Annotated in this window: 27 protein-coding genes; 16 read left to right on the top strand and 11 right to left on the bottom strand. The window is 59.4% G+C overall.

Features of this window, described 5'->3' with window-relative positions:
* Positions 1-4: 4 nt before the first annotated feature.
* Together tilS and FGL65_RS12010 are read left to right on the top strand one after the other, a co-directional pair.
* Positions 5-1009 carry a tRNA lysidine(34) synthetase TilS gene (gene tilS / locus FGL65_RS12015; RefSeq protein ID WP_187170375.1) on the top strand — a complete coding sequence of 335 codons (1005 nt, stop codon included), beginning with the start codon at positions 5-7 and terminating at the stop codon, positions 1007-1009.
* A gap of 61 nt (positions 1010-1070) precedes the next feature.
* On the top strand, positions 1071-1736 hold the full coding sequence (locus tag FGL65_RS12010; RefSeq protein ID WP_147821430.1) for an adenylate kinase: 666 nt from the start codon (positions 1071-1073) through the stop codon (positions 1734-1736).
* Positions 1737-1818: 82 nt separating this feature from the next.
* Here the strand turns inward: FGL65_RS12010 and FGL65_RS12005 are convergent, their stop codons facing one another.
* The 11 genes from FGL65_RS12005 to FGL65_RS11955 form a co-directional block, all read right to left on the bottom strand.
* Positions 1819-2385, bottom strand: a complete 567-nt coding sequence (locus FGL65_RS12005; RefSeq protein ID WP_147821429.1) for a kinase inhibitor — start codon at positions 2383-2385, stop codon at positions 1819-1821.
* Positions 2386-2437: 52 nt separating this feature from the next.
* A complete protein-coding gene (locus FGL65_RS12000; protein ID WP_147821428.1) occupies positions 2438-3328 on the bottom strand; it encodes a helix-turn-helix domain-containing protein in 891 nt (296 codons plus the stop codon).
* 104 nt (positions 3329-3432) lie between these two features.
* Entirely contained in the window at positions 3433-4503 is a 1071-nt protein-coding gene (gene secF / locus FGL65_RS11995) for a protein translocase subunit SecF (protein ID WP_147821427.1), read from the bottom strand.
* Positions 4504-4515: 12 nt separating this feature from the next.
* The gene (gene secD, locus FGL65_RS11990; protein WP_147821426.1) at positions 4516-6099 is read right to left on the bottom strand and encodes a protein translocase subunit SecD; all 1584 of its coding nucleotides are present in this window, start codon (positions 6097-6099) and stop codon (positions 4516-4518) included.
* 132 nt (positions 6100-6231) lie between these two features.
* Positions 6232-6588: a preprotein translocase subunit YajC gene (gene yajC / locus FGL65_RS11985; protein ID WP_147821425.1), complete on the bottom strand. Its 357-nt coding sequence runs from the start codon at positions 6586-6588 to the stop codon at positions 6232-6234.
* A gap of 42 nt (positions 6589-6630) precedes the next feature.
* The gene (locus FGL65_RS11980; RefSeq protein WP_147821424.1) at positions 6631-7395 is read right to left on the bottom strand and encodes a GltB/FmdC/FwdC-like GXGXG domain-containing protein; all 765 of its coding nucleotides are present in this window, start codon (positions 7393-7395) and stop codon (positions 6631-6633) included.
* Positions 7396-7398: 3 nt separating this feature from the next.
* Entirely contained in the window at positions 7399-8496 is a 1098-nt protein-coding gene (locus FGL65_RS11975) for a class II glutamine amidotransferase (protein ID WP_147821423.1), read from the bottom strand.
* A 22-nt stretch (positions 8497-8518) separates the two neighbouring features.
* Positions 8519-9796, bottom strand: a complete 1278-nt coding sequence (locus FGL65_RS11970; RefSeq protein WP_147821422.1) for an NAD(P)/FAD-dependent oxidoreductase — start codon at positions 9794-9796, stop codon at positions 8519-8521.
* 27 nt (positions 9797-9823) lie between these two features.
* The gene (locus FGL65_RS11965) at positions 9824-10270 is read right to left on the bottom strand and encodes a 4Fe-4S dicluster domain-containing protein (RefSeq protein ID WP_147821421.1); all 447 of its coding nucleotides are present in this window, start codon (positions 10268-10270) and stop codon (positions 9824-9826) included.
* A 12-nt stretch (positions 10271-10282) separates the two neighbouring features.
* A complete protein-coding gene (locus tag FGL65_RS11960; RefSeq protein WP_147821420.1) occupies positions 10283-11809 on the bottom strand; it encodes a glutamate synthase-related protein in 1527 nt (508 codons plus the stop codon).
* A 396-nt stretch (positions 11810-12205) separates the two neighbouring features.
* On the bottom strand, positions 12206-12412 hold the full coding sequence (locus FGL65_RS11955) for a hypothetical protein (RefSeq protein ID WP_147821419.1): 207 nt from the start codon (positions 12410-12412) through the stop codon (positions 12206-12208).
* Between the two features lie 12 nt (positions 12413-12424).
* On the opposite strand from FGL65_RS11955, the gene FGL65_RS18265 reads away from it, so the two are divergent.
* The 14 genes from FGL65_RS18265 (at position 12425) to FGL65_RS11890 (ending at position 25869) form a co-directional block, all read left to right on the top strand.
* Positions 12425-12589, top strand: a complete 165-nt coding sequence (locus FGL65_RS18265; protein ID WP_187170374.1) for a symporter small accessory protein — start codon at positions 12425-12427, stop codon at positions 12587-12589.
* Positions 12586-14205 (top strand): sodium:solute symporter family protein, encoded by a 1620-nt coding sequence (locus FGL65_RS11950; protein ID WP_147821418.1) that lies wholly within the window; start codon positions 12586-12588, stop codon positions 14203-14205. Before FGL65_RS18265 ends, FGL65_RS11950 begins: the two co-directional genes overlap by 4 nt.
* Positions 14206-14333: 128 nt before the next feature.
* Positions 14334-14798, top strand: a complete 465-nt coding sequence (dut, locus tag FGL65_RS11945) for a dUTP diphosphatase (protein ID WP_147821417.1) — start codon at positions 14334-14336, stop codon at positions 14796-14798.
* 7 nt (positions 14799-14805) lie between these two features.
* Positions 14806-16014, top strand: a complete 1209-nt coding sequence (locus FGL65_RS11940) for an aspartate aminotransferase family protein (protein WP_147821416.1) — start codon at positions 14806-14808, stop codon at positions 16012-16014.
* 96 nt (positions 16015-16110) lie between these two features.
* Entirely contained in the window at positions 16111-16332 is a 222-nt protein-coding gene (locus FGL65_RS11935) for a hypothetical protein (protein ID WP_147821415.1), read from the top strand.
* A gap of 77 nt (positions 16333-16409) precedes the next feature.
* Complete coding sequence (gene prmA / locus FGL65_RS11930) at positions 16410-17273, top strand: 50S ribosomal protein L11 methyltransferase (protein ID WP_147821414.1); 864 nt, start codon at positions 16410-16412, stop codon at positions 17271-17273.
* A gap of 3 nt (positions 17274-17276) precedes the next feature.
* Positions 17277-17927 (top strand): endonuclease III domain-containing protein, encoded by a 651-nt coding sequence (locus FGL65_RS11925; protein WP_147821413.1) that lies wholly within the window; start codon positions 17277-17279, stop codon positions 17925-17927.
* 47 nt (positions 17928-17974) lie between these two features.
* Positions 17975-19051, top strand: coding sequence for a murein hydrolase activator EnvC family protein (locus FGL65_RS11920; protein WP_250645475.1), 1077 nt, complete (start codon positions 17975-17977; stop codon positions 19049-19051).
* Between the two features lie 41 nt (positions 19052-19092).
* Positions 19093-20382, top strand: coding sequence for a S41 family peptidase (locus tag FGL65_RS11915; protein WP_147821411.1), 1290 nt, complete (start codon positions 19093-19095; stop codon positions 20380-20382).
* Entirely contained in the window at positions 20383-21651 is a 1269-nt protein-coding gene (locus tag FGL65_RS11910) for a divergent polysaccharide deacetylase family protein (RefSeq protein WP_147821410.1), read from the top strand.
* Between the two features lie 360 nt (positions 21652-22011).
* Positions 22012-22989 carry a flagellar motor switch protein FliM gene (fliM, locus tag FGL65_RS11905; RefSeq protein ID WP_147821409.1) on the top strand — a complete coding sequence of 326 codons (978 nt, stop codon included), beginning with the start codon at positions 22012-22014 and terminating at the stop codon, positions 22987-22989.
* A gap of 131 nt (positions 22990-23120) precedes the next feature.
* Positions 23121-24071, top strand: coding sequence for an ABC transporter substrate-binding protein (locus FGL65_RS11900; RefSeq protein WP_147821408.1), 951 nt, complete (start codon positions 23121-23123; stop codon positions 24069-24071).
* A 95-nt stretch (positions 24072-24166) separates the two neighbouring features.
* Positions 24167-25069 (top strand): ABC transporter permease, encoded by a 903-nt coding sequence (locus tag FGL65_RS11895; protein WP_147821407.1) that lies wholly within the window; start codon positions 24167-24169, stop codon positions 25067-25069.
* On the top strand, positions 25066-25869 hold the full coding sequence (locus FGL65_RS11890; protein WP_147821406.1) for an ABC transporter ATP-binding protein: 804 nt from the start codon (positions 25066-25068) through the stop codon (positions 25867-25869). The genes FGL65_RS11895 and FGL65_RS11890 overlap by 4 nt, the downstream gene beginning before the upstream one ends.
* Positions 25870-25929 lie beyond the last annotated feature (60 nt).

Raw genomic sequence — 25929 nt, 5'->3', positions numbered from 1 at the left:
GCCCATGCTGCCCCCTGCCACCCTGCAGGACCTTCCGCCGAAGTGGGCGCATTTCTGCCTGGGCATCGAGAAGTTCCTCAATCGGGAGCTGGGCCTGGATCTGGCCGGAAAGACCGTGCTTGCCGCCTTTTCCGGCGGAATCGATTCCACCGCCCTGCTCCTGGTCTTCAAGTATCTTTGCCTCAAGAACAACGGCACGCTCGTCGCCGCCCATCTCGACCACGGACTTCGCAAGGAGTCCCGGGCCGACGCCGACCATGCCCGCGCGCTGTGCAAGGCCTTGGGCGTGGACTGCGTGGTCGAGGCAGCCGATGTGGCCTCCCTGGCTTCCGAACGGGGCGTCGGCGTGGAAGAGGCTGGCCGCGAGGCGCGCTATGCGTTTTTTGCGCGCGTGATGGCGAAAAGGAAGGCCGATTGCCTTGCCGTGGGGCATCACCTGGACGATTTGTGCGAAGATGTGCTCATGCGGCTGACCCGCGGCGTGGGCTGGCCCGCCCTTTCCGGCATGGAGGGGCATGATCCCCGGCGTTCGCTGGTGCGTCCATTCCTGCTCACGCCCAAGGCGCGCCTGCGGGCCTTCCTGGAAGCCCTCCGGGTGCAGTGGCGAGAGGATGCTTCCAACGAGGACCTGAGCTACAAGCGCAACCGGGTGCGCCATTCCATCCTTCCCCTTTTCCTTGAAGAGAACCCCAATTTCCCCGAGACCGTGGCCCGCATGTGGAAAATGGGCCGCATGGACGCGGATTATTGGGACCGTTCCGTCAGCGCCTCGGACACAGGCTCCGAACTGCTGTCGAAAACGTTGCTGGACGAGTCGCACAGCTCCCTGCGGCTGCGCATGTACAAGCGGCGTCTCGACGCTCTGGGGCCGGGGCAGGTCCTGGCCGATTCCTTGCTCAAACTCGACTTTGCCTGGGTTGAAAAACGTCTGGGAGCGGTGTTTCAATTTCCCGGCGAAAAGATTGCAAAAGTTACCGTAAACGGGGTTCTTTTCGGGTTCAAACGTTGACTTCACCGGCCTCCCGGGATAAGAGCATGTGATCTTTTGCACAATCTTAGGAGGAGCAAGTATGAACATTCTTATTTTTGGGCCCAACGGCAGCGGCAAGGGCACGCAGGGCAACATTGCCAAGGACAAGTACCACCTGGATCACATCGAATCCGGCGCCATTTTCCGCAAGCACATCGGCGGCGGCACCGAACTCGGCATGAAAGCCAAGGAGTACATCAACAAGGGCGAACTCGTTCCCGACGACATCACCATCCCCATGGTGCTCGACGTTCTGTCCGGCTCCACCGAAGGTTGGCTGCTGGATGGCTTCCCCCGCTCCCTGGTTCAGGGCGAAAAGCTGTGGGACGCTCTGCAGAAGGACGGCGTGAAGCTTGACTACGTCATCGAAATCAAGCTGCCCCGCGAAATCGCCAAGGCCCGCATCATGGGTCGCCGTCTGTGCGAAAACAACCCCAACCACCCGAACAACGTCGGCATCCCGGCCATCTCTCCCGATGGCGACAAGTGTCGCGTCTGCGGTGGCGCTCTCTCCGCTCGTGAAGACGACCAGGATGAAGAAGCAATCAACAAGCGTCACGACATCTACTATGATGAAAACACTGGAACCATGGCTGCCTGCAACTTCTACAAGAACATGAAGGACGGCGGTTTCAAATATATTGAGCTGAACGGCGAAGATTCCATCGACGCCATCAAGGAATATCTCATTTCCCAGCTCGCCTAGCCGTTACACGGCACGACTGTTTTTAGCGCAAAGTCAGGCCCCCCGGCATCGTGTCGGGGGGCTTTTGATTTGTGCGTTCAGGCTATCTGCCGAAGGTCGCCGTTATGGATGCCTTTTCAAGGGCGTGGGCATTCAGGAAAAATCCCACCATGGCTCCGGAACTGTCCGCGGGAATGTCCAGGGACGGAACATCCAGGGCATACACCGTGAAGACGTATCGGTGATCCCCATGCCCCTGCGGCGGGCAGGCGCCGCCATACCCGGGCGCGCCGAAATCCGTTCTGCCCTGGATTGCTCCCGTTGGAAGCAGTTCGGGATCATTGCCCGCTCCTGCCGGAAGTTTTCCTACGCTGCTCGGGATGTTGAAGACCACCCAATGCCACCACCCGCTGCCCGTTGGCGCGTCCGGGTCGTACACCGTCACTGCAAAGCTTTTCGTGCCCTCGGGCGCGTTTTTCCAGGTCAGGGCCGGGGAGATGTTTTTCCCCGCGCACCCGAACCCGTTGAGCACGTGTTGCATGTCCAGTTTCCGCCCTTCCGCGATGTCTGGGCTGGCAAGAGTGAAGCCCGCCGCAAGGGCCTGGCTGAAGAAGCTGGCGAGGATGACGGCCATGATGGCCATCAGGGGAATGAACGATTGTTTTCGCATGAGATTACCTCCTGTTGTTTCGGGGTAATCTAGCTGACCATCGTGCCGGGAGTTATACGGATTCGGCCAAAGGGTGCCCTGGTTTGGCCTTGTAGCGCAGGACATCGCTCGGGCTGACCCCGAACCGTTCCTTGAAAAGGCCGGAAAAACGGGAGGCGGAACTGTAGCCGCACCTGTAGGCCGCCTCGCCCACCGTGAGCCCGCCTGTTTGCAACAGGGCAAGGCCGTTGCTGATCCTCACTTCCTGTATGATGTCGCGCAGGCTGCTCCCCTCCTCTTGCAGGTGCCTGCGCAGGGAGCGGTCGCTGACGTTCAGCTTGCCGGCAATTTCCTGCGAGGTCCATTTGCGGTCCGGTTCAATGCCGATGAGTCCGGCGCATCTTGCCGTCCATGTGGTCATGGACCGCCAGAACAACGGCAGGCAGTTGGTGTCTTCCGCCATGAGCAGCAGGAATTCCTTGAGGCACAGGGAAATGAGCTGTTCGTTGTTAGGGTGGGCGGCAGTCATCTCGATGAGATGGACTAGCGAGGATTCGGCCGAGGGACTGCACCGGGCGCACAGCGCTTCCAGGGACAGGGGGTGGCCGTTGGGGGTATCCAGTTGGCCGGCGACGACGTCCGCGATCATGGATTCCGTGTAGCTCAGGCACAGGGCCATGTATTGGCCTGACGCCGTGGCCGGGATGTTCTCGATGGTCGTCTCCACCATTGCCGGATACAGGAAGACGTCACCCTCCCCGAGGGTGGTGGTTTCCTCGCCGAGGAAGACGCGTTTGCGGCCGCTCAGAATGATGATGACGGCGGATTGCTGCAGGGCCACCGAGTGAAGCCGGTGCGCCCTGACCGCGGAAAGCAGTCCCATGTGCGGGATGGAGGTCATCCCCGGGGACAGACCGTCCCCGAGCATGCCTTTAAGCGCCCGTATGATTTTTTCCGTATCCATGGGAGGGTGATAGCAGCAGCCGGACAGGCCCACAAGTGGACGCGGACAAAGAAAAAGGGAAGGACCCGAAGGCCCTTCCCTTGCAGTTGCTTTTGAAGGTCTGGTTAGGCGGTCGCCTTGTCCCCTTCCTCCTCAATGGTGGCGGGGCCGAATCCGAGCAGGATCGGGCTGGCCACGAAGATGGAGGAATAGGTACCCACGCCGATGCCGATGAGCAGCGCCAGGGCAAAGTCGTGGATCACGCCGCCGCCGAGCACGAACAGGCTCAGCACCACCAGCAGGGTTGTGCCGGAGGTCAGGATGGTGCGCGACAGGGTCTGGTTGATGCTCTTGTTGATGAGCGAGCCGAAGTTCGCCTTGTCCTGGCCTTTGATGTTCTCGCGGATGCGGTCAAAGACGATGATGGTGTCGTTGAGCGAGTAACCGATGATGGTCAGCAGCGCTGCGATGATGGTCAGGTCGAACTCCTTGCCCAGGATGGAGAAGATGCCGACGGTGATCATCACGTCGTGGATGAGCGCCACCACCGCGCCCAGCGCGTAGTTGAGGCGCAGGTACCAGCACAGGCCCACGGTGATGAACAGCATGCCTATGATGGTCCAGCCGATGTCCAGCCCGGTGAAGCCCAGGACCCACTGCCCGCCGATCAGGCCGCCGGCCATGATGGCGGCTGCCATCCAGCGCTGTTCGAAACGGCCGGAGATGTAGATGGCGATGAACAGCACCGCGTAGAACATGGCCTCAAGCGCCTTGGAGCGAAGGTCTGCGCCCACCTTGGGGCCGACCATTTCCAGGCGCTGGATTTCGTACTTGGCGTTCTTGAGGTTGGCGCTCAATGCGGAGGAAACCTGGTCGCGCACTTCCGCGGAGGTGATGTCCGAGGAGGAGGTGCGGATCAGGTATTCGTTGTCCCCCTCCTGGCCGAAGCTCTGCACGACCATGCCGGGCAGCTCCACTTCCTTGAGGGCTTCCTTGAGTTCCTTGACCTCGACGGGGTTGTCCGTCTTGACCTGGACGATCATGCCCCCGGCAAAGTCGATGCCGTATTTGGGGCCGCCCTTGAGGATCAGGGACCCTACCCCGGCCAGAATGACCAGGATGGATATGATGAAGGCGATTTTCCTGAAACCGATAAAGTCGATATTGGTATCAGGCTTGATGAATTGCAGTCCCATTATCTCGTCCCCCTAGATGCTCAGCTTGGTGCTATCGGCTCGGTTTTTCACGTAGGCGTCAAACAGGATTCGCGACACGAAGATGGCCGTGAACATGGAAGTGATGATGCCCAGCGTCAGGGTCACGGCAAAGCCGCGGATGGGGCCGGTACCGAAGTTGTAGAGAATGACTGCCGCGATGACCGTGGTCACGTTGGCGTCGAAGATGGTCAGGGTTGCCTTGCCGTATCCTTCGTCGATCGCGGCGCGGGCGGTCAGGCCTCGCCTGAGCTCCTCGCGGATGCGCTCGAAGATGATGACGTTGGCGTCCACGGCCATACCGATGGTCAGGATGATACCCGCGATGCCCGGCAGGGTCAGGGTTGCGCCGAATGCGGCCAGACCCGCCATGATGAGCATGATGTTCAGCACGAGCACCAGGTCGGCGATGGCGCCGGCGATGCCGTAGTAGATGACCATGAACACGAGCACGGCGATCATGCCGATGTATGCGGACTGGATACCCTTGTCGATGGATTCCTGGCCCAGGGAGGGACCGACGGTCCTCTGTTCAAGGATGTTGATGGGCGCGGGCAGCGAACCGGCGCGGAGCACCACAGCCAGGTCGCGGGCTTCTTCGTCGGTGAAGTGGCCCGTGATGCTGGCGCGTCCGCCGCTGATTTTGTCCTGGATGGTGGGCGCGGAATAGACCTTGCCGTCCAGGACGATAGCCATGCGCTTGCCCACGTTGTCGCCGGTCAGGCGTTCGAAGATGCGGGAACCCTTGTTGTCGAAGTTGATGCCGACATAGGGGACGTTGCGGTCGTAGCTGACATAGGCGTTGGTGATGAACTCGCCGGTGAGCACGGTGTCCTTTTTCAGCACGATGGGCGATTCCGCATAGGTGCCGTTGGCCAGCCTGCGCTGCATCTGGTAGATCGCGCTGCCCGGGGGAAGCGCTCCCTGCGGGTTGGCGGTTTCATCCACCAGCTTGAATTCCAGGTGCGCGGTGCGGCCGATGAGCTTGATGGCCCGTTCCGGATCCTGGATGCCGGGCAGCTGGATCTGGATGCGGTTGCCTTCCTGGCGGCGGATGTCCGGTTCGGCCACGCCGAACTGGTCAATGCGGTTGCGGATGGTCTTGATGGCCTGTTCCATGGTCATCTTGGTGAAATACTTCCGGTATTCGGTGGTGATGCCGAACACGTAGCGGACTCGACCGTCATCCATGGCTTCGGTGCCGTCGATCTTCAAGGATTCGAAGTTCTTTTTGACGATTTCTTCAAAGGCTTCCTGCTGCTCTTTCTTGAGCAGTATGGCCTGGATCTTGTCGCCGGGCATTACGGTCGGGCGAAGCAGATAGATGTCGTCTTCCTTGGCAACGGCCTTGAGGTCGTCGCCGATGCGGTCGAGATTGTTCTCCAGGGCCGTGTCCAGGTCGACGCCGAGCGTCAGGTGGATACCGCCTTTGAGGTCAAGACCGAGATTGATGCTGTCGCCGGGCAAAAATTTGGCGAGCGAGGACCCCTGCACTCCGGGAAGGGACGGCAGCATGTATGCCAGACCCAGTACCAGGACTGTCAGGGCGATGATGATTCTCCAGCGCAGACTCTGCATGAATGAATTCTCCCCTGTGGGTGAAATTGAGGGACGGCTTTGCCGGGCGGCGGGAAACACAAGCGCGGACCAAGGCCGCCTGGGCGGGCCCGGTCCGCGGAAAAGCCGCTCGTAAAGGCAGTCGGCCTTACGTTACTTCTTCTTTTCAGGTGCGGCTACGGGGCCATCCAGATCGGTGATGAAACCCTTTCGCACGTCGATCTTGACGTCCTTGGCGATTTCCAGGGTGACCACGTCGTCCTTGATCTCGACGATGGAGCCCCTGATGCCGCCGTTGGTCCAGACCTTGTCGCCATTTTTCAGGTTGTCCAGCATGTTCTTGTGAGTTTTTGCCTTCTTCTGCTGCGGCCTGATGAGCAGGAAGTAGAAGATGGCGAACATGAGAACGAGCATGGGCAGCGGTCCGGCCAGAAGCCCTGCGGGGCCTCCCGCGCCTTCGGCTCCGCCCGGGGCGGCTCCCATAGCAAAAGCAACTGTGTCTAGCAGCATAACGATCCTCCTGGGATGTTTTATTTTCTCGTTCGAGCCGGACTAGGTCGGCACGTACAGATTGCCGTACGGCCTGTGAGAGAACGGACGAATCTTGGTAAACCCTTCGCTTAAGATTTCGTCGGCGTTCAAGTCAAGCTCTTTGGCGTAATCCTTGACGATGGCCTTGATGGCCTTGAGGTCGTCGCTGTCCACGGGCTGCGAATGCAGGCCGGGTCCGAGCTGGTGCTCGGGCACCTCGCCGCGAACGTAGATGACGCCACCGTGCATGCCTGTTCCGAGGCTACGACCCGAAAGAGGCGCATCAGGCTTACCAGAAAACATTCCCAAGAGCAAAATAATTCCACCGGCCATATATTCGCCGAGGAAGTCCCCGGCCTTGCCCCCCACCACGATGATGGGCTGGTGGTCCATGTAGGCTTTCATATGAATTCCGACACGATAGCCGACATCTCCCTTGATGTAGATGCGGCCGCCGCGCATGGCGTAGCCGGCCACGTCGCCGACCATGCCTTCCACCACCACCTTGCCGTCGTCCATGGTGTTGCCAATGCCGTCCTGGCCGTTGGCCTTCACGCGGATATACGGGCCGCGCATGAACGAGGCCATATCCTGGCCGGGTACGCCCTCGACGGTGAACGTGAGGTCGCCCTCCAGGGCCGTGCCGATGTAGCGCTGGCCGTTGACATTGGACAGGGTGAAGTCGGTGTATCCCTCGCGAACCTTTTCGCGAATCGTTTCATTGAATTGCTTGTAGTAGACGCCTTTCGCGTCCAGGGTGATCTTTTTCGTCTTGGTCTTGGTCATGGTTTACGCCTCCATATCCACGATGACGGGTTCGCCCGCCTTGGGCATCCAGACATGATCCAGTTCGGGACACACTTCGCGGATGGAGGATTCCTCACTGGACATGAACACCATGTCGTCCTTTTCCGCCACCAGCAGGGGCCGCAGCTTGATGCGGTCGTTGAGCCCCATGAGCCGGTTGTTGTCGGCCACCAGGATGGCGAACGGGCCGTTGAGCATGCCCGCGCCGTAGGTGGCGCGCAGCGCTGTGTAAAGTTCCTTGTCGTCCTTGTCCATGCGCTCGATCTCGTCCCAGAACGGAGGGGCGAAGACCTTGGCCGCCATTTCCCAGGAGAGGCCGTGCTTGCGGATGAGCAGGTCCAGTTCGTAGGCCACCACCTCGGTGTCGGTCATGAGCGAGCACAGGTAGTCGTGTTCGCACAGGTAGCGGCGGTTGATGCCGTAGGACGAGATTTCGCCATTGTGCACGATGGACCAGTTCAGGAGCGTGAACGGGTGCGCCCCCGCCCACCAGCCCGGGGTGTTGGTGGGGAACCGGTTGTGGCCGGTCCAGATGTGCGCGCTGTATTCGTCCAGCCGGAAGAAGTCGGCGATGTCCTCGGGGTATCCCACGCCCTTGAACGCGCCCATGTTCTTGCCGCTGGAGAAGACGTAGGCGCCGGGAACCGACGAGTTGATCTTCATGATCACGGAGACCATGTAGTCCTCTTCGGGCAGTTCGGACATTTCGTGGGCCGGGTCGAAGTTGGGGGACACGAAGTAGCGGTTGACCAGCGGCGGATTGGTTACGGCCAGGGTCTTGCGCGTGGGAATGGGTTCGTATTCGTGAACCGTGCAGTAGCGCTTGAGCACTTCCTCGGAAGCGTCCACCCCGCTGCGGTCGTCGCACATGATGTGGAAGGCGTACTTGTCGGCCATTTCCGGGTAGATGCCGTAGGCCGCGAAACCGCCGCCCAAGCCGTTGCCGCGATCATGCATGCAGGCCATGGCGTTGATGGGCATGTCCCCCTTGATCAGGTTGCCCTTCCTGCTGATGACGCCGAAGACGCCGCAGCCGGATATATCCTTTTCAAAATCGTAGTATCTTTCTGGAGCTTTCATTGTTCCTCCGTATGCACGGGCCCTAGACGGCCTCGGGGTTCCAGGTCTCGTTGAAGAACTCGTCGGGCCAGAGCAGTGCGTCGGGTTCGCCGGCCATGAGCTTGGCCCTGGTTTCCCCTTCGATGGGCAGCTTGAACTTCACGAAGGAAGTGAACATGCCCGCCTGGTCGATATCGCCGACCAGCACGTATCCCACGAGGACGTCGTTCTGGAACACCAGCTTGCGGTAGCTTTTTTTCTTGTCGTCCAGCTTCATGGCCGCCTCGAAGCTTGTGTCGCCTTCGGGCGGGTTGACTGTGCCAACGGAAATGGTGGGCAGGCCGTAGAAGCTGATGGAGTTCATGGCCAGGCCGCCGGAATATCCGGTTTCCTTGCCGGCCATGTTCTTGCCCGCGCAGAATCCCTGGTTGTAGGCGTTGGGCCAGATGGGCACCACGCGGTTTTCGCCCGCCAGCATGTCCAGAGCCTGGGCCACGTCGCCTGCGGCGTAGACGCCCTTGGCATCCGTGGACATGTGGTCGTCCACCATGATGCCCCGGTCCACCTTGACGCCTGCGTCCTTGGCCAGGTTGTAGTTGGGCACCACGCCGATGGCGATGACAACGATTTCGGTCTGGAGGAAGCCACCGTCCGTGAGGTGGCAGCCCACCACGCCGCCCTCGGCGTCGCGCTGGATTTCCTTGACCGAAACGCCGGTGCGGACCTTGAGGCCCACTTCGTCCAGGCGGCCCGCGGCCAGGCCTGCGGCGTTTTCGTCAAAGGCCAGGCTGAGCACCCGGTCGGAAAGCTCCACAATAGTCACGTCCACGCCCCGGTCAAAGAGCGCCTCGGCGGCCTTGAGGCCGATGAGACCGCCGCCGATGACCACGGCCCGCTTGATGTCCCGGGCCATGCCGATGAGCTCCTGGGCGTGCTCCAGATTGGTGAAGTTATAGACGCCGGTGCCCTCGGAACCCGGGATGGGCGGGGTGAACGGCGTGCCGCCGGTGGCCAGCAGCAGGTTCTCGTACTTGATGGTCTCGCCGCCTTCCGTGGTGATGACCTTCTTTTTGGTGTCCAGGCTGGTTACGGTGGTGCCCAGCTTGAGCTCCACCTTGTTCAGCTCGTAGAACTTGGCGGGACGCAGGGCCATGCGGTCGGCCTTGATCTTGCCTGCCAGCAGATAGGAAATGAGCGGACGGCCGTATGCGGGGGCGTTTTCAGCGCCGATGACCAGGATGGGATTTTCCTTGTCCACCTGGCGGATGCCTTCAATGGCCCCGATGGATGCAATGCCGTTTCCGATGATGACGTATTTCATGATGTGAACTCCGATTGCCGGTGACGGTTAGCGTTCCTCGAACTTGAGGGCCTGGTTGGGGCATGCAGCCACGCAGGCCGGGCCTTCCTCCCTGTCCTGGCACAGGTCGCACTTGACGATCTTGCTTTCCAGGGGGTGACGCTTGATGGCGCCGTAGGGACAGGCCATGAGGCAGGACCAGCAGCCGACGCATTTTTCGCGGTCGTACACGGTGCGCCCGGTTTCGGGATCCTTGTGCAGGCCGCCGGAGATGCAGGCGGCCACGCAGGCGGGCTCGTCGCAATGGCGGCAGCTGACCGCCACGCAGGTGTGGCCTTTTTCAAAGACCTTCTTGCAGGACTGCAGGCCTTTTTCCTGGCGTTCCCGGGTGTAGGCGATGATCACGTCCTTGCTCTCGGAGTGGGCGGTGATGCAGGCCACCTCGCAGAGATGGCAACCAATACAGAAATCCTTATCGGGGTAGACTCTTTTCATGACTACTCTCCCCTATCGACCGGCATGCTTGATGCCGAGAATGTCCATTTCAGTGTCCGAAAGGCCCACGGCGCGGAGCTTGTCGCGGTTGCCGCGCAGGCTTTCGATGGAGTTGAGGCCCATACCGCCGAGCATTTCCTCGATCTCGTGGCCCCATGCACGTACCAGGTTGGCCATCTTCTTGGCCGCGATGTCCGGGTTCTGGCGCTTGGCCAGCTTGGCATCGTTGGTGGCGATGCCCCACGGGCATTTGCCGGTGTAGCAGCGGCCGCACAGGGTGCAGCCTACGGCGATGAGAGCGCCGGTGGCGATGTAGACGGCGTCCGCGCCCAGCGCGATGGCCTTGATGGCGTCGGCGGAACAGCGGATGCCGCCCGCGGCCACGATGGAGGCCTGGTTGCGGATGCCCTCGTCGCGCAGGCGCTGGTCCACTGCGGCCAGGGCCAGCTCGAGGGGAATGCCCACGTTGTCGCGGGTCATGGCCGGAGCAGCACCCGTGCCGCCGCGCATGCCGTCGATGGTCACTATGTCCGCGCCCGCCCGGACAATGCCCGAGGCGATGGCGGCAACGTTGTGCACCGCGGCGATCTTCACCGAGACCGGAGCCTTGTATTCCGAGGCTTCCTTGAGGGCGTAGATGAGCTGCAGCAGGTCTTCGATGGAATAGATGTCGTGGTGCGGCGCCGGGGAAATGGCGTCCGATCCGATGGGAACCATGCGGGTTTCGGAAACCATGTCGTTGATCTTTTCGCCCGGCAGGTGGCCGCCGATGCCCGGCTTGGCGCCCTGCCCGACCTTGATCTCGATGCCCGCACCCGTCTGGAGGTAGTCCTTGTGCACGCCGAAGCGTCCCGAGGCCACCTGGACGATGGTGTTCTTCCCATACTTATATAAGGATTTGTGCAGGCCGCCCTCACCGGTGTTGTAGTAGATGCCCAGTTCGGAGGCTGCACGGGCCATGGCGCGGTGCAGGTTGAAGTTGATGGACCCGAAGGACATGGCCGAGAACATGATCGGATAGTTCAGCTCAAGCTGCGGCGTGAGCCTGGTCTTGAGCTTGGGCTTGCCGTCCTTGCCGGTCTGGATGTCCAGCTTGCTGGGCTTGGAACCAAGGAAGGTCTTGAGTTCCATGGGTTCGCGCAGCGGGTCGATGGACGGGTTGGTCACCTGGCTGGCATCCAGGAGCATGCGGTCCCAGTAGACGGGAATGTCCACGGGGGAGCCCATGCCCGCCAGCAGCACGCCGCCGGAATCGGCCTGCTTGTAGATGTTCTCCATGAACACCGGACGCCAGCTTGCGCCGCCGCGGTATTCGGAGGGTTTTTTCCGGATGTGCAGGGCCGCCGTGGGACACAATGCCTCGCAACGGTGGCAGCCTACACATTTCGAGTTGTCGTGCATGACCTTGCCGCGCACCTTGTCCCAGTAATGGGCGCCGTAGGAACACTGGCGAACGCAGACTTCGCAGTTGATGCACAAGTCCTTGTCACGATCGATGTGAAACTCGTGGTAATTCTTGTTGATGGGTTGAAACAGCAAGGCAGGTACCCTCTCTCCAAAGTGTTTGCCAAAAAAGTCATTATCTGGCGGTGTGACTGCGGCTTTGGTTTATTTTTTTACAATTATGTATTTTTTGCCTCATTCTCGAGGGAAAGTCAGGAGAGCATAGTGATTATCTCCGTGTCAAGCGCGAAGTGTTGCAAAAGATTCATTTGAACCGGCGATCATGAGCCAGAATTTGCTTTTGCGCCTAAAGTGATGCCGGAATTCCCTGTTTTACCCTTGCGGAGCGTGAAATAAGCTCAAATGAGCCTTTTGCGATTAATGCAATTATACCCCATTCTCATTGCGCATTTCCAGGAAAATAGTGACTTCTTCAGAAAAAAACTTCGCAATTGGCCTTTTAAAATAAATCCATATAAACGTTGACATTTGCTAAAAATGTAAACTAAAAGAATTGGCATGATCACCAACAACTTCTACCGCTTTTTTAGCTTTTTCTTTTTTTATTTCCGCAGCAGCCTGCGGTCTGACGGAGTTGGTGTCATCTAGGATAAGGAAAGCATCAGCAACAAGGGCCGCAGGCAAGACCTGGCGGCCCTTTTTTTCGGCCGACGGGGAAGCCTGAAGCCCGCAAACCATCGGGAGGTTTCCATGCTGGGTTTGGGGAGCATCGAGATTGCGTTGGTATTCTGGCTGTGTCTGGCCGCCGCGCTGGGGTGTGTTGTTTACGGTATTGTGAATTGGAACAACAGGGGCAATGAAGCCGTTCCCTCCTGCGCGGAAGACGTGCTGGACAACAAGGGGGCAGGCAAATGATTCTCAAGGCCCTTTCCATTCTCGCCTATCTCGGGATCGTCTTCTATCTCGGTTACAAGGGGTACAAGCAGACCCGGCAGTCCACGGACTACATGCTGGCGGGCCGGCAGATGAATCCCTTCATTATGGCCATGTCCTACGGAGCCACCTTCATTTCAACCTCGGCCATCATCGGATTCGGCGGCGCGGCCGGGCTGTTCGGGTTTTCCCTGCTTTGGCTGACATTCCTGAACATTTTTGTGGGAATCTTCATCGCCATGGTCTTTTTCGGCAAGCGCACCCGGCGCATGGGCCTGGCCCTGGACAGCCACACCTTCCCCGAACTGCTGGGCAGACGTTATCATTCCCGTTTCATCCAGCAGTTCGCGGGCATCATCATCTTCCTGTTCATTCCGGTGTATGCCGCCGCCGTGCTCATCGGCATCTGCCGCATGCTCGAAGTCTCCTTTGCCGGGACCGTCATCGGCCTGCCCTACGAGGCCTGGCTCATCGTGGTTACCGGGCTCATCGCCCTGTACGTCATCACCGGCGGACTCAAGGCGGTCATGTATACCGATGCCTTCCAGGGCTCCATCATGGCGGTGATGATGTTCATCCTTGTTTTCACCACCTACAAGCTGCTGGGCGGCTTCACCTCGGCCCACCAGGCCCTCACGGACATGGCCGCTCTCATGCCCGCCAAGCTTCAGCAGGGCGGCATGATCGGCTGGACCCAGGGGGCGCACTTCGCCTCTCCCCTCGGGCTGACCATCTATACCACTATAGTATATGGCGTGGGCATCGGGGTGCTGGCCCAGCCGCAGCTTGCCGTGCGCTTCATGACCGTGCCCTCCGACCGCGAGCTCAACCGAGCCGTGCTCATGGGTGGCGTGTTCATCCTGCTCATGACCGGGGTGGCCTTTACCGTGGGTGCCCTGTCCAACGCCGTGTTCATGCAGCAGTTCGGCAAGATTTCCATTGCCATGGCTCAGGGAAACTTTGACAAGATCATTCCCCTGTACATTGAAAAGATCATGCCTCCGTGGTTTGCCGGTCTTTTCCTGGTGGCCATGTTCGCCGCGGCCATGTCCACCATGTCCTCCCAGTATCATGCCGGCGGAACCTCCCTGGGACGCGACTTCTTCGAGCAGCTCGTCAAGACCGGGAATGGCGAAAGCTCTCTCAAGCTCAACCAGGTGGGCGTCACGGTCACGGTGGTCATGACCCTGGTCTGGGCCTGGGTGCTGCCCGGCTCCATCATTGCCCGGGCCACGGCCTTTTTCTTCGGCCTGTGCGCGGCCTCCTTCCTGCCCATCTACCTGCTGGGGCTCTACTGGAAAGGCATGACCAAGACGGCAGCCAAGATCTCCATGGTGGGCGGCTTCTGCGCCTCCATGTTCTGGCTGCTGTTCGTGCATCTCAAGGAATCCGCCTCCATCGGCCTGTGCAAGGCGCTGACCGGCATGGATTCCCTGGCCGCCGCGGCCGCCAAGGGCTCCTGGCTCTGGCTCATGCAATGGGTCGATCCCAATGTGGTGGCCCTGCCCGTGTCCTTCGGGCTGGCCGTTGCCGTCAGCCTGGTGACCCGACGCATGGAGTCCGCGCATCTCGAGCTCTGTTGGGAGAATCTCAAGTAACGGAACCTCTTGAATCACCCTCCTCAACCGGGCGTCGATGTCTCTCTTCGGCGCCCGGAAACTTTTCTTTGACAAGCCGGGCCGTGGGTGATCATAAAAGTGCCTCAGAATATTAAGGAGATTGATTGATGGAACCGACGAAAATCGATGTGAAAGTGAAATTCCTGCACAAGGTATGGGACGAAAACGAACTTGCATACGGCACCCCCCACTCCGTGGGCCTGGACCTGCGCGCCTGCTTTGACGAGGAATACATTGAGATCGAACCGGGCGGCCGTGCCGCCATCCCTTCCGGGATCGCCATTGAAGTGCGCGAACCGGGCGTGGCCGGGTTCGTTTATTCCCGAAGCGGGTTGGGCACCAAGGAAGGCCTGACCGTGAGCCAGGGCGTGGGCGTCATCGATCCCGATTATCGCGGTGAAATCAAGGTCTCCCTGCTCAATACCTCCGGAGAAAAGCGACGAATTCGCCGGGGCCAGCGCATTGCACAGCTGGTCTTCAAGACGTGCTATCAGGCGAACATCATTCCCTCCGAAGAGCTTTCCGAAACGCAACGCGGGGCTGGAGGATTCGGACATACCGGAAAACATTGAGGATAATATGAGCACCCATTTCGAGAACATTGTTCAGCGGGAAAAGAAACTTCTGTGCAGCACCTATGGCCGGTACCCCCTGGCCGTTTCCCGCGCCAAGGGCTGTCGTCTCTACGATCTGGACGGCGATGAATACGTGGATCTGCTTTCCGGCATTGCCGTGTGCAGCCTGGGCCATAGCCGGGAGGACCTGGCCGAGGTCATGGCCGGGCAGGCGCGCAAGCTGGTTCACGTGAGCAACCTGTTCTATCAGAACGAGCAGCTCGATCTGGCGGAAAGGCTGCTTTCCACCTGCGAGGCGGACCGCGTCTTTTTCTGCAACTCCGGGGCCGAGGCCAACGAGGGGGCCATCAAGCTGGCCCGCCGCTACACCAAGCGCATCAAGCAGAAGGATGCCGTCGAGATAATCACCCTGGAGCGCTCCTTTCACGGCAGGACGCTGTGCACCCTGACCGCCACGGGCCAGGCCGGGCTCATCAAGGACGGATTCGATCCCCTGCCCCCCGGGTTCACCACGGTTCCCTTCGACGATGCGGACGCCCTGCGCAACGCCGTGAGCGAAAAAACCTGCGCCATCATGATCGAGGTGGTCCAGGGCGAAGGCGGCGTGCGTCCCCTGTCCATGGAATATGTGGACGCGGTCATGGAGTTGCGTCGCGAATACGGCCTGCTGGTCATTGTGGATGAAATCCAGACCGGCCTGTGCCGCACCGGAAAGTTCTGGGCGCACCAGCATTACGGCATCAAGCCGGACATCTTCACCTCGGCCAAGGCCCTGGCCAACGGCCTGCCCATGGGCGCGGTGCTCGTGACCGAAGACGTCGCCCAGGGGTTCGAGCCCGGCTCCCACGCCACCACCTTCGGGGGCGGCGCCGTGGTTTCCGCCGTGGCCTCCAAGGTCGTGGACATCATGAAGGAAGAGCATATTGCCGAGCGCGCCGAGCAAATGGGCATGTTCGTCAAGACCGAGGCCGCCCGGCTCATCCGGAAACATCCGGAAAAAGTAGCCGGAGTGCGCGGGTTGGGGCTGCTGCTTGGCATTGAGCTGACCTTTGACGGCAAGGAAGTCTGGAAAAAGCTTCTGGAAAAGCGGTTCGTCTGCAACCTGACCCAGGGGCGCATTCTGCGGCTCGTGCCGCCTCTGGTCATCGAAAAGCAGGATATTGTTGATTTTCTGGAATGCCTGGACGGCATTCTGGAAGAAACCGAAGTGTGATGAAAGGCATGGGGCGTCGCGAGGCGCCCCTTTTCCTTGCCCAAACTTGACCGGCTGTGCGGCAATACGTATGTTTTGTTGTATAAGGAGCCGGACATGGAAGCAGTCCCCGCAATCGGCGGCATCAGCGAATACGAGTCGCCCAAGACCAAAGAGGTCAGAATCGAACGGGAAAGGCCCGAGCAGATCGCGGAAAAGACCATGCAGGACCTGGAAAAGGCCGTGATCAAGGCCCATGACCAGGATCAGAGCTTCAAGCAGTCCGTGCTCAATGCCGCCTACACCGGAAAAGGCTCTTTCATTGATACGATTTTTTAAAATGATTTCAAATAAATGAAAGCATGGCCGGAAGATGTTCTTCTGGCCTCTTTTTAGTTCTCAGAAAAGGAAATGACATGTCGACCCTGTTGAAAATCGAATTTCAGGTCAACGCGGAACAGGCTGACATCTGCAGCACGTTCCTCTCCCCCAAGGTTCCCCACGGCTGGGAGGAAACTCCCCTGGGCCAGGACGCCATGCTCTTTCGGATTTTTCTGGAGGACCATCCCCTGGGAATGGAGCTCATGCGGGAAATCGAAGCGCGTTTCCCGGAGTGCGGCATCCGTTATGCCGAGCAGGAGGCCGAGCAATGGGCCATGGCCTGGAAGGATTTCTTCAATCCCATTGCCTGTGGCGAACGTTTCGAAATATTGCCGCCGTGGATGTCCGGGGAAGGACATGACGGCATGACCCACATAGTCATCGAACCCAAAATGGCCTTTGGTACGGGGCATCACCCCACCACCTCCCTGTGCCTGGAAACCATCGGCGATGTCGCCAAACGCGGCATCATCAAGAAAGGCATGGAATTCCTGGATCTCGGCACCGGATCGGGCATCCTGGGCATCGGTCTGTGCAAGCTCGGTCTGAACGGAATTGGCTTGGACATTGATCCGCAGGCCATCCCCTGCGCCCAGGAAAACCTGGAAATCAACCATGTGGACGATTCCATGAAGCTGGCCGTGGGCACCATCGACAGCCTCAGGCCGGACCATGTGTTCGACCTGGTGGTGGCCAATATCCTTTCCGGGCCGCTCATCGAGATGGCCGGCGATATCCTGGCCCACGTCAAGCCGGGCGGCGTGCTCGTTCTTTCCGGCATCCTCAACGAGCAGGCCAAGGCCGTGGCCGCCGCCTATGACAGGCGCGGTATCGGCATGCCCGAGATTACCGCTCAGGGCGAATGGGTCGTTCTTGTCTGGGACAAGGTGGAGAAATAGAGAATGGGCCGCGCCGAAACGCTCATGGACATGTACGATGCCATGCTCGGTGCCCTGGGGCCCAGTCATTGGTGGCCGGGCGAGACTCCCCTGGAAATCGCCGTGGGGGCCGTGCTGACCCAGAACACCAACTGGAAGAACGTTTCCCAGGCCATCGACAATCTCAAGCGGGCCGGTCTTCTTGATGTGAAGGGTCTGCTGGCCCTGCCGGTTCCCGAACTGGAGGAGTTCATCCGTCCTGCCGGGTATTTTCGTCTGAAGGCCGGGAGGCTGCGCAATCTGCTGGCCTTCATCGACCGGGAAGTGGACGGGGATATCGGCTTGCTCGGGGATCGGGACTTTTCCGGCCTCAGGGAAGCCCTGCTCGGCGTCAAGGGCATAGGGCCCGAGACGGCGGACGCCATTCTTTGCTATGCCCTTGATTATCCTGTATTCGTTGTCGATGCCTATACGGCGCGGATGTTTCAGCGGCACGGCCTGGTTCCCAACGAGGCCGACTACCATGAGCTACAGGCCTTTGTCATGGACGTGCTTCCCCGGGATGTGGCATTGTTCAACGAATACCACGCCCTTATCGTTCGGGTTGGCAAGGACTGGTGCAAAAAGCAAAAGGGGTTGTGCGAAACATGCCCCCTGCAACCGTTTCTTTCCTGATGGCTGATACGAAGAGACTGCATACCTTCATATGGATACTTGTCCTCGTGTTGTTCCCCTTCTCCGTTTCGGCGCAGCAGGAGGACGCGGGGGACGCCATTCATGACGCCATCCAGGAGGAGCATCAGAAGGCCGACGTCCGCGAAAAACAGGTCCAGAGCCTGAACCGCAAAGCCAGCCAGCTTTCCGGCCGGCTTTCCTCCATTGAAAACCGGATCGGCAAGCTGGGCTCACAAATAAAGGCCCAGGAAAAGGTGCTGGACGAGATCCGGCAGTACGAGGCTGCGGCCCGCAAGGAGCATTACGTTCTCGAAGCCCGCAGGGACAAGATTTTCGAAGAGTTGCAGGGCCTGCTCCGGGCCTTGTGGCCCGTGCACATGCAGAGCGTGCAGGCCCGCTTTGCCGGGGTGGAGAACTGGGCCATGGCCGACAGGCGTTTCAATTGGCTGGCGGACGTCTATGGGGCCACCCGCGACAAGTTCGCAGAGGCGCGTACCACTGCGGACTTGCTGAAGCGGAACCTGGAGCGCCAGAGCCTGCTGGAAAAGGAAGCGGAAGTGCAGCTGGCCAAGATCAACAATTCCAAGGACAAGCTGCTGCGCGACAAATGGACCCTGCGTTCGAATTTGAAGCGGGTCCGCACACAGAAGGAGAGCCTCGAATCCGAACTGCAGGAAATCCTGGCCACCATCAAGCAGCTCAATTACCAGCTCAACAGCCAGAAGACCAAGAAGTTCGACTATTACAAGCGTTCCCTGCCCTGGCCCGTGGACGGGGACGTCATTGCCGGGTTCAATCCCGGGGCCACGCCGCCCCGCCGGGGGCTTTCCCTGAGCGTCATTGATGACGCCGAGGTGCGTTCCATATTCTGGGGCAAGGTGGTGCATAACGACACGCTTCGCGGTTTCGGACGGGTCGTCATTATTTATCATGGATATAATTACTATAGTCTGTACGCATATTTGGGAGACACCGCCGTGGTTACCGGCCAGGAGGTGGAAAAGGACGAGCCCATCGGCAAGGCCGGGTACTACCCGCTTGCGAACGGCCCCGGCCTGTATTTCGAATTGCGTTTTCATCAAAAACCCATTAATCCGAAACTTTGGTTAACCTCTTTGAATTGATAAGCAAGTTAACCTGAGACCGTATATTCTCGGAGGATGTAATGAGAATTTCCACGTGGTTGATCACCTTTCTTCTGCTTTTCACGCTGACCATTGCTCCCGGCCCCAGCGCCGCAGGCAAGGACGGGGCGCACTTCGACGCACTGAAGCGCTTCAGCCAGGTTCTGGATATGGTCGAAGGTTATTATGTCAAACCGATCACCAAGCAGGAGCTGATTGAGGATTCCATCAAGGGCATGCTGGAGCAGCTCGATCCCCATTCCGCCTACCTGAGCCCCGACGATTTCAAGGACGTCCAGGAAAGCACCAGCGGCAAATTTGACGGCATCGGCATTGAGATCAGCATGGAAAACGGACGGCTGATCTGTGTCTCTCCCATTGAGGATACTCCGGCCTACAAGGCGGGCATGCAGGCCGGCGACATCATCCTGGAGATCGACGGTGAGTCCACCCAGGACCTCTCCCTCATGGACGCCGTGAAAAAAATCCGCGGCCCCAAGGGGTCCACCGTCGTGCTGACGGTTCTCCACGAAGGGTCGCAGGTTCCCATGGAAATAGCCATCGTGCGCGGAACGGTTCCTGTTCTGACGGTGAAGTCCCGTGTACTGGAAGATGGCTTTATGTATGTTCGCCTCACAGGATTCAAGGAGAACACCACGGACGAGCTTCGCACGGCCATTCGCGATTTCAAGAAGCACGGCAAGATCAAGGGCGTTGTCCTGGACCTCCGGAACAACCCTGGTGGTCTGCTTGGACAGGCCGTGTCCGTGACCGATACCTTTATCGAGGAAGGTCTCATCGTCTACATTCAGGGCAAGGATGAAGCCAAGCGCAAGGATTTCCTTGCCGGCAAGAACAAGGATGAAGTCACCGCGCCCATGGTGGTGCTCATCAACTCCGGCTCCGCTTCCGCATCCGAAATCGTTGCCGGAGCTCTGCAGGACCACAACCGCGCCCTGCTCGTGGGCGAGCGTTCCTTTGGCAAGGGCTCGGTGCAGACCGTCATCCCCCTGTCCGACGGTGCCGGGATCAAGCTGACCACGGCGCTCTACTACACCCCCAACGGCCGTTCCATCCAGGCCACCGGCATCCAGCCCGACCTGGAAATTCCCTTTGTACAGCCCGCCAAGGATACGGAAGTGGACGAGATGCGTCGCCGTTTCACCGTCCGCGAAAAGGATCTTGGCGGTCACCTGGAAAACGTCAATGGAGACAAGGTCAAGTCCAAGCGCAAGGACCAGGATGTCAAGGACATGCTTGCGCGGGACAACCAGCTCCGTATAGCCCTGGAACTTGTCAGAAACCTGCCCAGGCTGAATAAGATAAAGTAAATGAATCAAGACCTTGAACCGCGTGAAGAAAACGCGGTTGATCAAAAGAGTACTCCCGTGACCGGGCTGGACAGGCTGAAACAACGCCTGTACCGGCCCGGTCCTCTTGTTGCCATTTTCGGCGCGGTGCTGCTGTTGCTGGCGGGGTTCATCATGTATCTCGTCCACTCCAGGCCCGCGTCTTCCCCGGCCGTGGTGGAATCCCCCATCATCCTCAGGGCCTCCGTGCCCGACGACGGCAATTCCACCAGAGCCTATGAGGAGATCCTGGCCACCATGCTCGAGGAGCAGGTCAAGCAGGTCGATTTGGCCCTGCTGGAGACCCTGCGCAAGACCGGCGTGGACATGCAGCGGCTGGAACTGACGGATGTCCAGGTCCGACAGCACAACGGTCAGATCTACCATTTCCAGGAATTGCGCATTCCCGGCATCAAGGACAGAAGCAAATTTCTGCTGGCGTTGCAGGAAGGACTTGCGCAACGCGCGCCCGGCGCCTTTCTTGTGGGCGACGGCACGGAGGTGGTCGGCGTCGACATCGACAATGTCCAGACCCACCGCATCGTCCTGGACATAACCGCCCCTGCGCCGGTGTATCCCAGCACCCCCGGGCCGAAGCTGGTTATCGTCATCGACGACGTGGGCGAAAACCTCCGGGTGCTCAAGGGGCTGCTCAAGCTTGATATCCCCCTGGTTTATGCCGTTTGGCCCGTGAGCAGCCATACTGACGAATCCGCACGCCTTATTCGTGAATCCGGCAGCGATCTCATCCTTCATTTTCCCATGGAGCCCAAGGGCTACCCTAAGGTGGACCCGGGGCCGGGCGCACTTTTCACCTCCATGTCCGCAGGCGATATCCGAAAGACCGTGGACGCGAATGTTCCCATGGTGCCGGGCGCCATTGGCGCCAACAATCACATGGGGTCCCGTTTTACCGAAAGCAGAACGGGCATGAAGACCGCTCTTTCGGCCCTCAAGGACAAGGGCTTGTTCTTCCTGGACAGCATGACCACTCCGAAAAGCGCGGGCCGGAAGATTGCGGACAAGGTCGGGATTGCCTATTACGAACGGGATGTTTTCCTGGACAACATCAAGGTAGTTCCCTCCATTATCCTGCAGCTGCGCAAGGCGGAACGAATTGCCAAGCGTCGCGGCAAGGCCATAGCCATAGGCCATAATTACGCGACCACTCTGTCCGCGCTGCGTCAATGGGCCGACCAACGGGACAAATCCGTTCAGGTTATTCCCATTTCCAGCCTCCGGCCGGAATAAAATCGCACCGGGTGTTCGCCGGGAGGCTGTTTGTCACCTGGAGACCGTAGAGACTGACAACCGCTGTTAGCATTTGCTGCGAATCGGACAAGCTAGTACATTCGCAATATGCATGAATAATTGATTTAAATGGTTTCGTGCTTGTGGGTGATGAATATCATCTAGATTTTTTCTAGATTTTATCTTGTACGATATCCCGATTCACATTTGTTTTTATTGCCTATCCGGCTTGTCGGGTGTTAGGAAAAACTTAAGAAACCATTGTATTTGCCGATAGGAATAAAGGAGTTCGGTCCGTTTTTTGCTTTTGGTTCTGACAGCCTGAGAAAAAACTGACGCAAAGGACTTTTGAGGTCATAGATGAGCAAGATCCTCGAACAAGATGAAGTCGATGCCCTGTTGAGGGGGCTTTCCGGTGGGGACGTCGAGACCGAAGCGGAGTTGCCCGAAGACGACTCCGGCGTGGTCGCGTTTGACCTGGCCAACCAGGACAGGATCATCCGCGGCCGCATGCCCGTTCTCGAAATAGTCAACGACCGTTTCGCACGCCTGGCCACCAACGCGTTGGCCAATACCATGCGCAAGCGCGTGGACATCAACCCCATTTCCATCGACATGTCCAAGTTCGGGGATTTCATGCGTTCGCTGCCCGTCCCCACATCCATTTCCATCTTCAAGATGGACCCCCTGCGCGGCAACGCCCTGCTCGTGGTGGACTCCCGGCTTGTCTTTGCCCTGGTGGAAAATTTCTTTGGCGGCGCGGGGTCCCAGCCCAAGGTCGAGGGGCGCGATTTCACGCCCATCGAGCAGGCCATTGTGGAGCGGGTGGTCAAGATCGCCCTGAGCAATATGGAAGAATCCTGGCAGCCCGTCCACGAGGTGCACATCGAAATGGTCCGCACCGAGGTCAACCCCCAGTTCGCGGCCATCGTGCCGCCTTCGGACGTGGTCATCGTGGTCACCTTCGAGGTGGAACTGGAAAACGCCATCGGTTCGCTCATCATCTGCCTGCCTTACGCCACCATGGAGCCTATCCGTTCAAAGCTGCACGCCTCGTTCCAGTCCGAACGCCTGGAAGTGGACCATGCCTGGATCAACCGGTTCAAGGAACGGCTCATGGAGACTCCCGTGGAAATGGTGGTTCGCCTCGGCGAGTCCAAGATTTCCGGGCGTCAGCTTTTGAGCTTGAAAAAAGGCGATATCCTGCTGCTGGATACGGACGAGGACGAATTGCTCGAGGCCGAGATCGAGGGGATCAAGAAATTCTACGGCCTGCCCGGCCGGGTCAAGGGAAACAAGTCCTTCCGCGTGGTCAAGGAACAGGAAATCCGGTTCTGATCTCATTTGCCCGATTATGAACGAGGCCGCTTCAAGCGGCCTTTTTTTATGTCTTTCGTCTGTCTGCTCTTGACGAAACTTCCCTCTATCCACCAGACTGTGCACTCCACTATATCCCCCGGAGGAAAGAGATGAAAAAACTGTTTGCTGTTGCCGTACTGGCGCTCTGCCTGTTTGCCGCCACCGCCATGGCCGCGGATAAGACCTACACCATTTCCGTCAACCAGATCGTCGAGCATCCGTCCCTGGACGCCATGCGTTTCGGTTTCATGGATCGCCTGAAGGAACTGGGCCTCCAGGCCGAGTACAACGTGCACATCGCACAGGGCAACATGGCCACCAACACCCAGATCGCCTCGCAGATCGTCGGTGAAAAGCCCGACCTTGTCTTGGCCATCACCACCCCGTCCGCCCAGTCCGTGGTCCAGAAGATCAAGGATCGGCCCATTGTTTTCACCGGGGTCACCGATCCGGTTTCAGCAGGCATCGTGAAAAGCCTGGAAGCTCCGGGCGGTAATGTCACGGGCATGACCGACATGAGCCCCATGGACAAGCATTTCGAACTCATCCGCGAGATCGTACCGGGCATCAAGTCCATCGGCGTCATCTACAACGCGGGCGAGCCCAACTCCGTGGTGCTCATCGACCTGCTCAAGAAGTTTGCCAACGCCGAGGGCGTAAACGTGGAGGAAGCCACCATCGCCAACTCCTCCGGCGTATACCAGGCCGCCAAGAGTCTGGTGGGCCGCTGCGAAGCCGTCTACATTCCGCTGGACAACACCGTTGTCTCCGCACTGGAATCGGCCATCAAGGTCTGCCGCCAGAACCATCTGCCGCTCATTTCCGGTGATACCGATTCCGTTGCCCGCGGCACCATTGCGGCCCTGGCCGTGGACTACCGCGACATGGGCGTGCAGACGGCGGATATGGCCGCACGCGTGCTGCAGGGAGCGGACACCGCCACCATGCCCGTGGAATCCATCAAGCGCCTGCGCCTGCACGTGAACCTCAAGGCTGCGGAGTCCATGGGCGTCACGATTCCGGAAGCAGTGGTTTCCCGCGCCGACAAGGTCATCCGGTAAGCTCCCGGATTTGCCATTCAAGGCCATTCGGTATACAAGGCGCGTTGCAAGTCAACGCGCCTTTTTCATTCAGATCCCGAGGGGGAAATCACATAATGTCGCTCTATGCCTTTTACGGTGCCCTGGAACAGGGATTCGCTTTCGGCCTTATGGTCCTGGGCGTCTACCTGACGTTCCGCATCCTCGACTTTCCCGACCTCACCGTTGACGGCAGCCTGCCGCTCGGCGCAGCGGTCTCGGCCGTGGCCATCACCAACGGCTACCATCCGCTGCTCGCCATTCTTATGGCTACCTGCGCCGGGTTCATTGCCGGCATGGTCACCGGCATTCTGAACACCAAGCTCAAGATACTGCATCTTCTGGCATCCATACTGACCATGATCGCCCTTTATTCCGTGAACCTGCGCATCATGGGCAGGCCCAACCTCACCCTGCTGGGCAAGGATACCGTGGTGGACCATTTCACGTATTTCACCGGCCTGCCGCAGTATCTGTCCACCCCCATCCTGTTCGGCATCATTTGCGTGGCCTTCGCCCTCCTGCTCGTCTGGTTCCTGCATACCGAGATAGGCATGACCGTGCTGGCAACGGGCGACAACCCCCAGATGATCACCAGCCAGGGGGTGAACACCCATACGGTCATCATCTTCGGCGTGGGACTTTCCAATGCCCTGGTGGCCTGTTCCGGGGCCCTGGTGGCCCAGAACCAGGGGGCTGCCGACGTGAACATGGGTGTGGGAACCATTATTGCCGGGCTGGCTTCGGTCATCATCGGCGAGACCGTGTTCGGCGACCGCACCATTCTGCGGGCCATCATAGCGGCCCTGCTGGGCTCGGTGCTTTACCGCGTGGCCATCGCCCTGGCGCTCGGGCTCAAGCTCGGGGCCTTTTCGGTCACGCCCAGCGACCTGAACCTGATTACGGCCGCGCTGGTGGTCATTGCCCTGACCGCGCCGACCATGAAAAAGAAATTTCTTTCCCGGGGTGCCAAGGCATGAGCGAGCAGATTTCCATCAAGGGCATAGCCAAGGCCTTCAACAGGGGCGGCGTGAACGAGGTCCAGGCCCTGGACGGCATTCATGTCGACATTTCCGAGGGCGACTTCATCACCATCATCGGCTCCAACGGGGCCGGGAAATCCACGTTTCTCAACGCCCTGGCCGGGTGCTTCCCGCTCGATGCGGGCACGATATCCCTGGACGGCGAGGACGTGACCTCCTGGCCCGAGTACCGCCGCGCCGCCAAGATCGGGCGGGTGTTCCAGGATCCCCTGCTCGGCACCTGCGCCGGAGCCACCATTGAGCAGAATCTCGCCCTGGCCATGAAGCGCGGCAAACGGCGCGGCCTGGGATTGGGCGTGAAACGCAGCCACAGGGAATTTTTTGCGGAAAAGCTGGCGCTTCTGGGGCTGGGCCTGGAAGGACGCCTGAAAACCGCCACGGGGCTTCTGTCGGGGGGACAACGACAGGCCCTGACCATGCTCATGGCCACCATGGTCCGGCCACGCCTGCTGCTTCTGGACGAGCATACTGCGGCCCTGGACCCCAAGACCGCCCAGATGATCCTGGGCCTGACCGAACAGCTTGTTGCAGGCCAGCGGCTGACCACGCTTATGGTCACCCACAACATGCAGCAGGCAATTTCCATGGGCAACCGGCTGCTCATGTTCCACCGGGGCAAGGTGGTCATGGATATCCGGGGTGAGGAGAAGAAGGCGCTCACGGTTGAGGAGCTGTTGCAGCGCTTTACGGAACTCAGGGGTGAGGACGGCCTTTCGGACCGCATGCTCCTGTGCTGAGGAGGAATTCAACTGGCAATAACGTGCCGTTGGATATAAAACACCAAGGGAGGCAATTTA

Origin of the sequence: Salidesulfovibrio onnuriiensis, assembly GCF_008001235.1 — a bacterium.
Lineage (GTDB): Bacteria > Desulfobacterota > Desulfovibrionia > Desulfovibrionales > Desulfovibrionaceae > Pseudodesulfovibrio > Pseudodesulfovibrio onnuriiensis.
The sequence above is the reverse complement of the archived record's forward strand: the minus strand, read 5'-3'. Positions and strand labels throughout refer to the sequence as shown.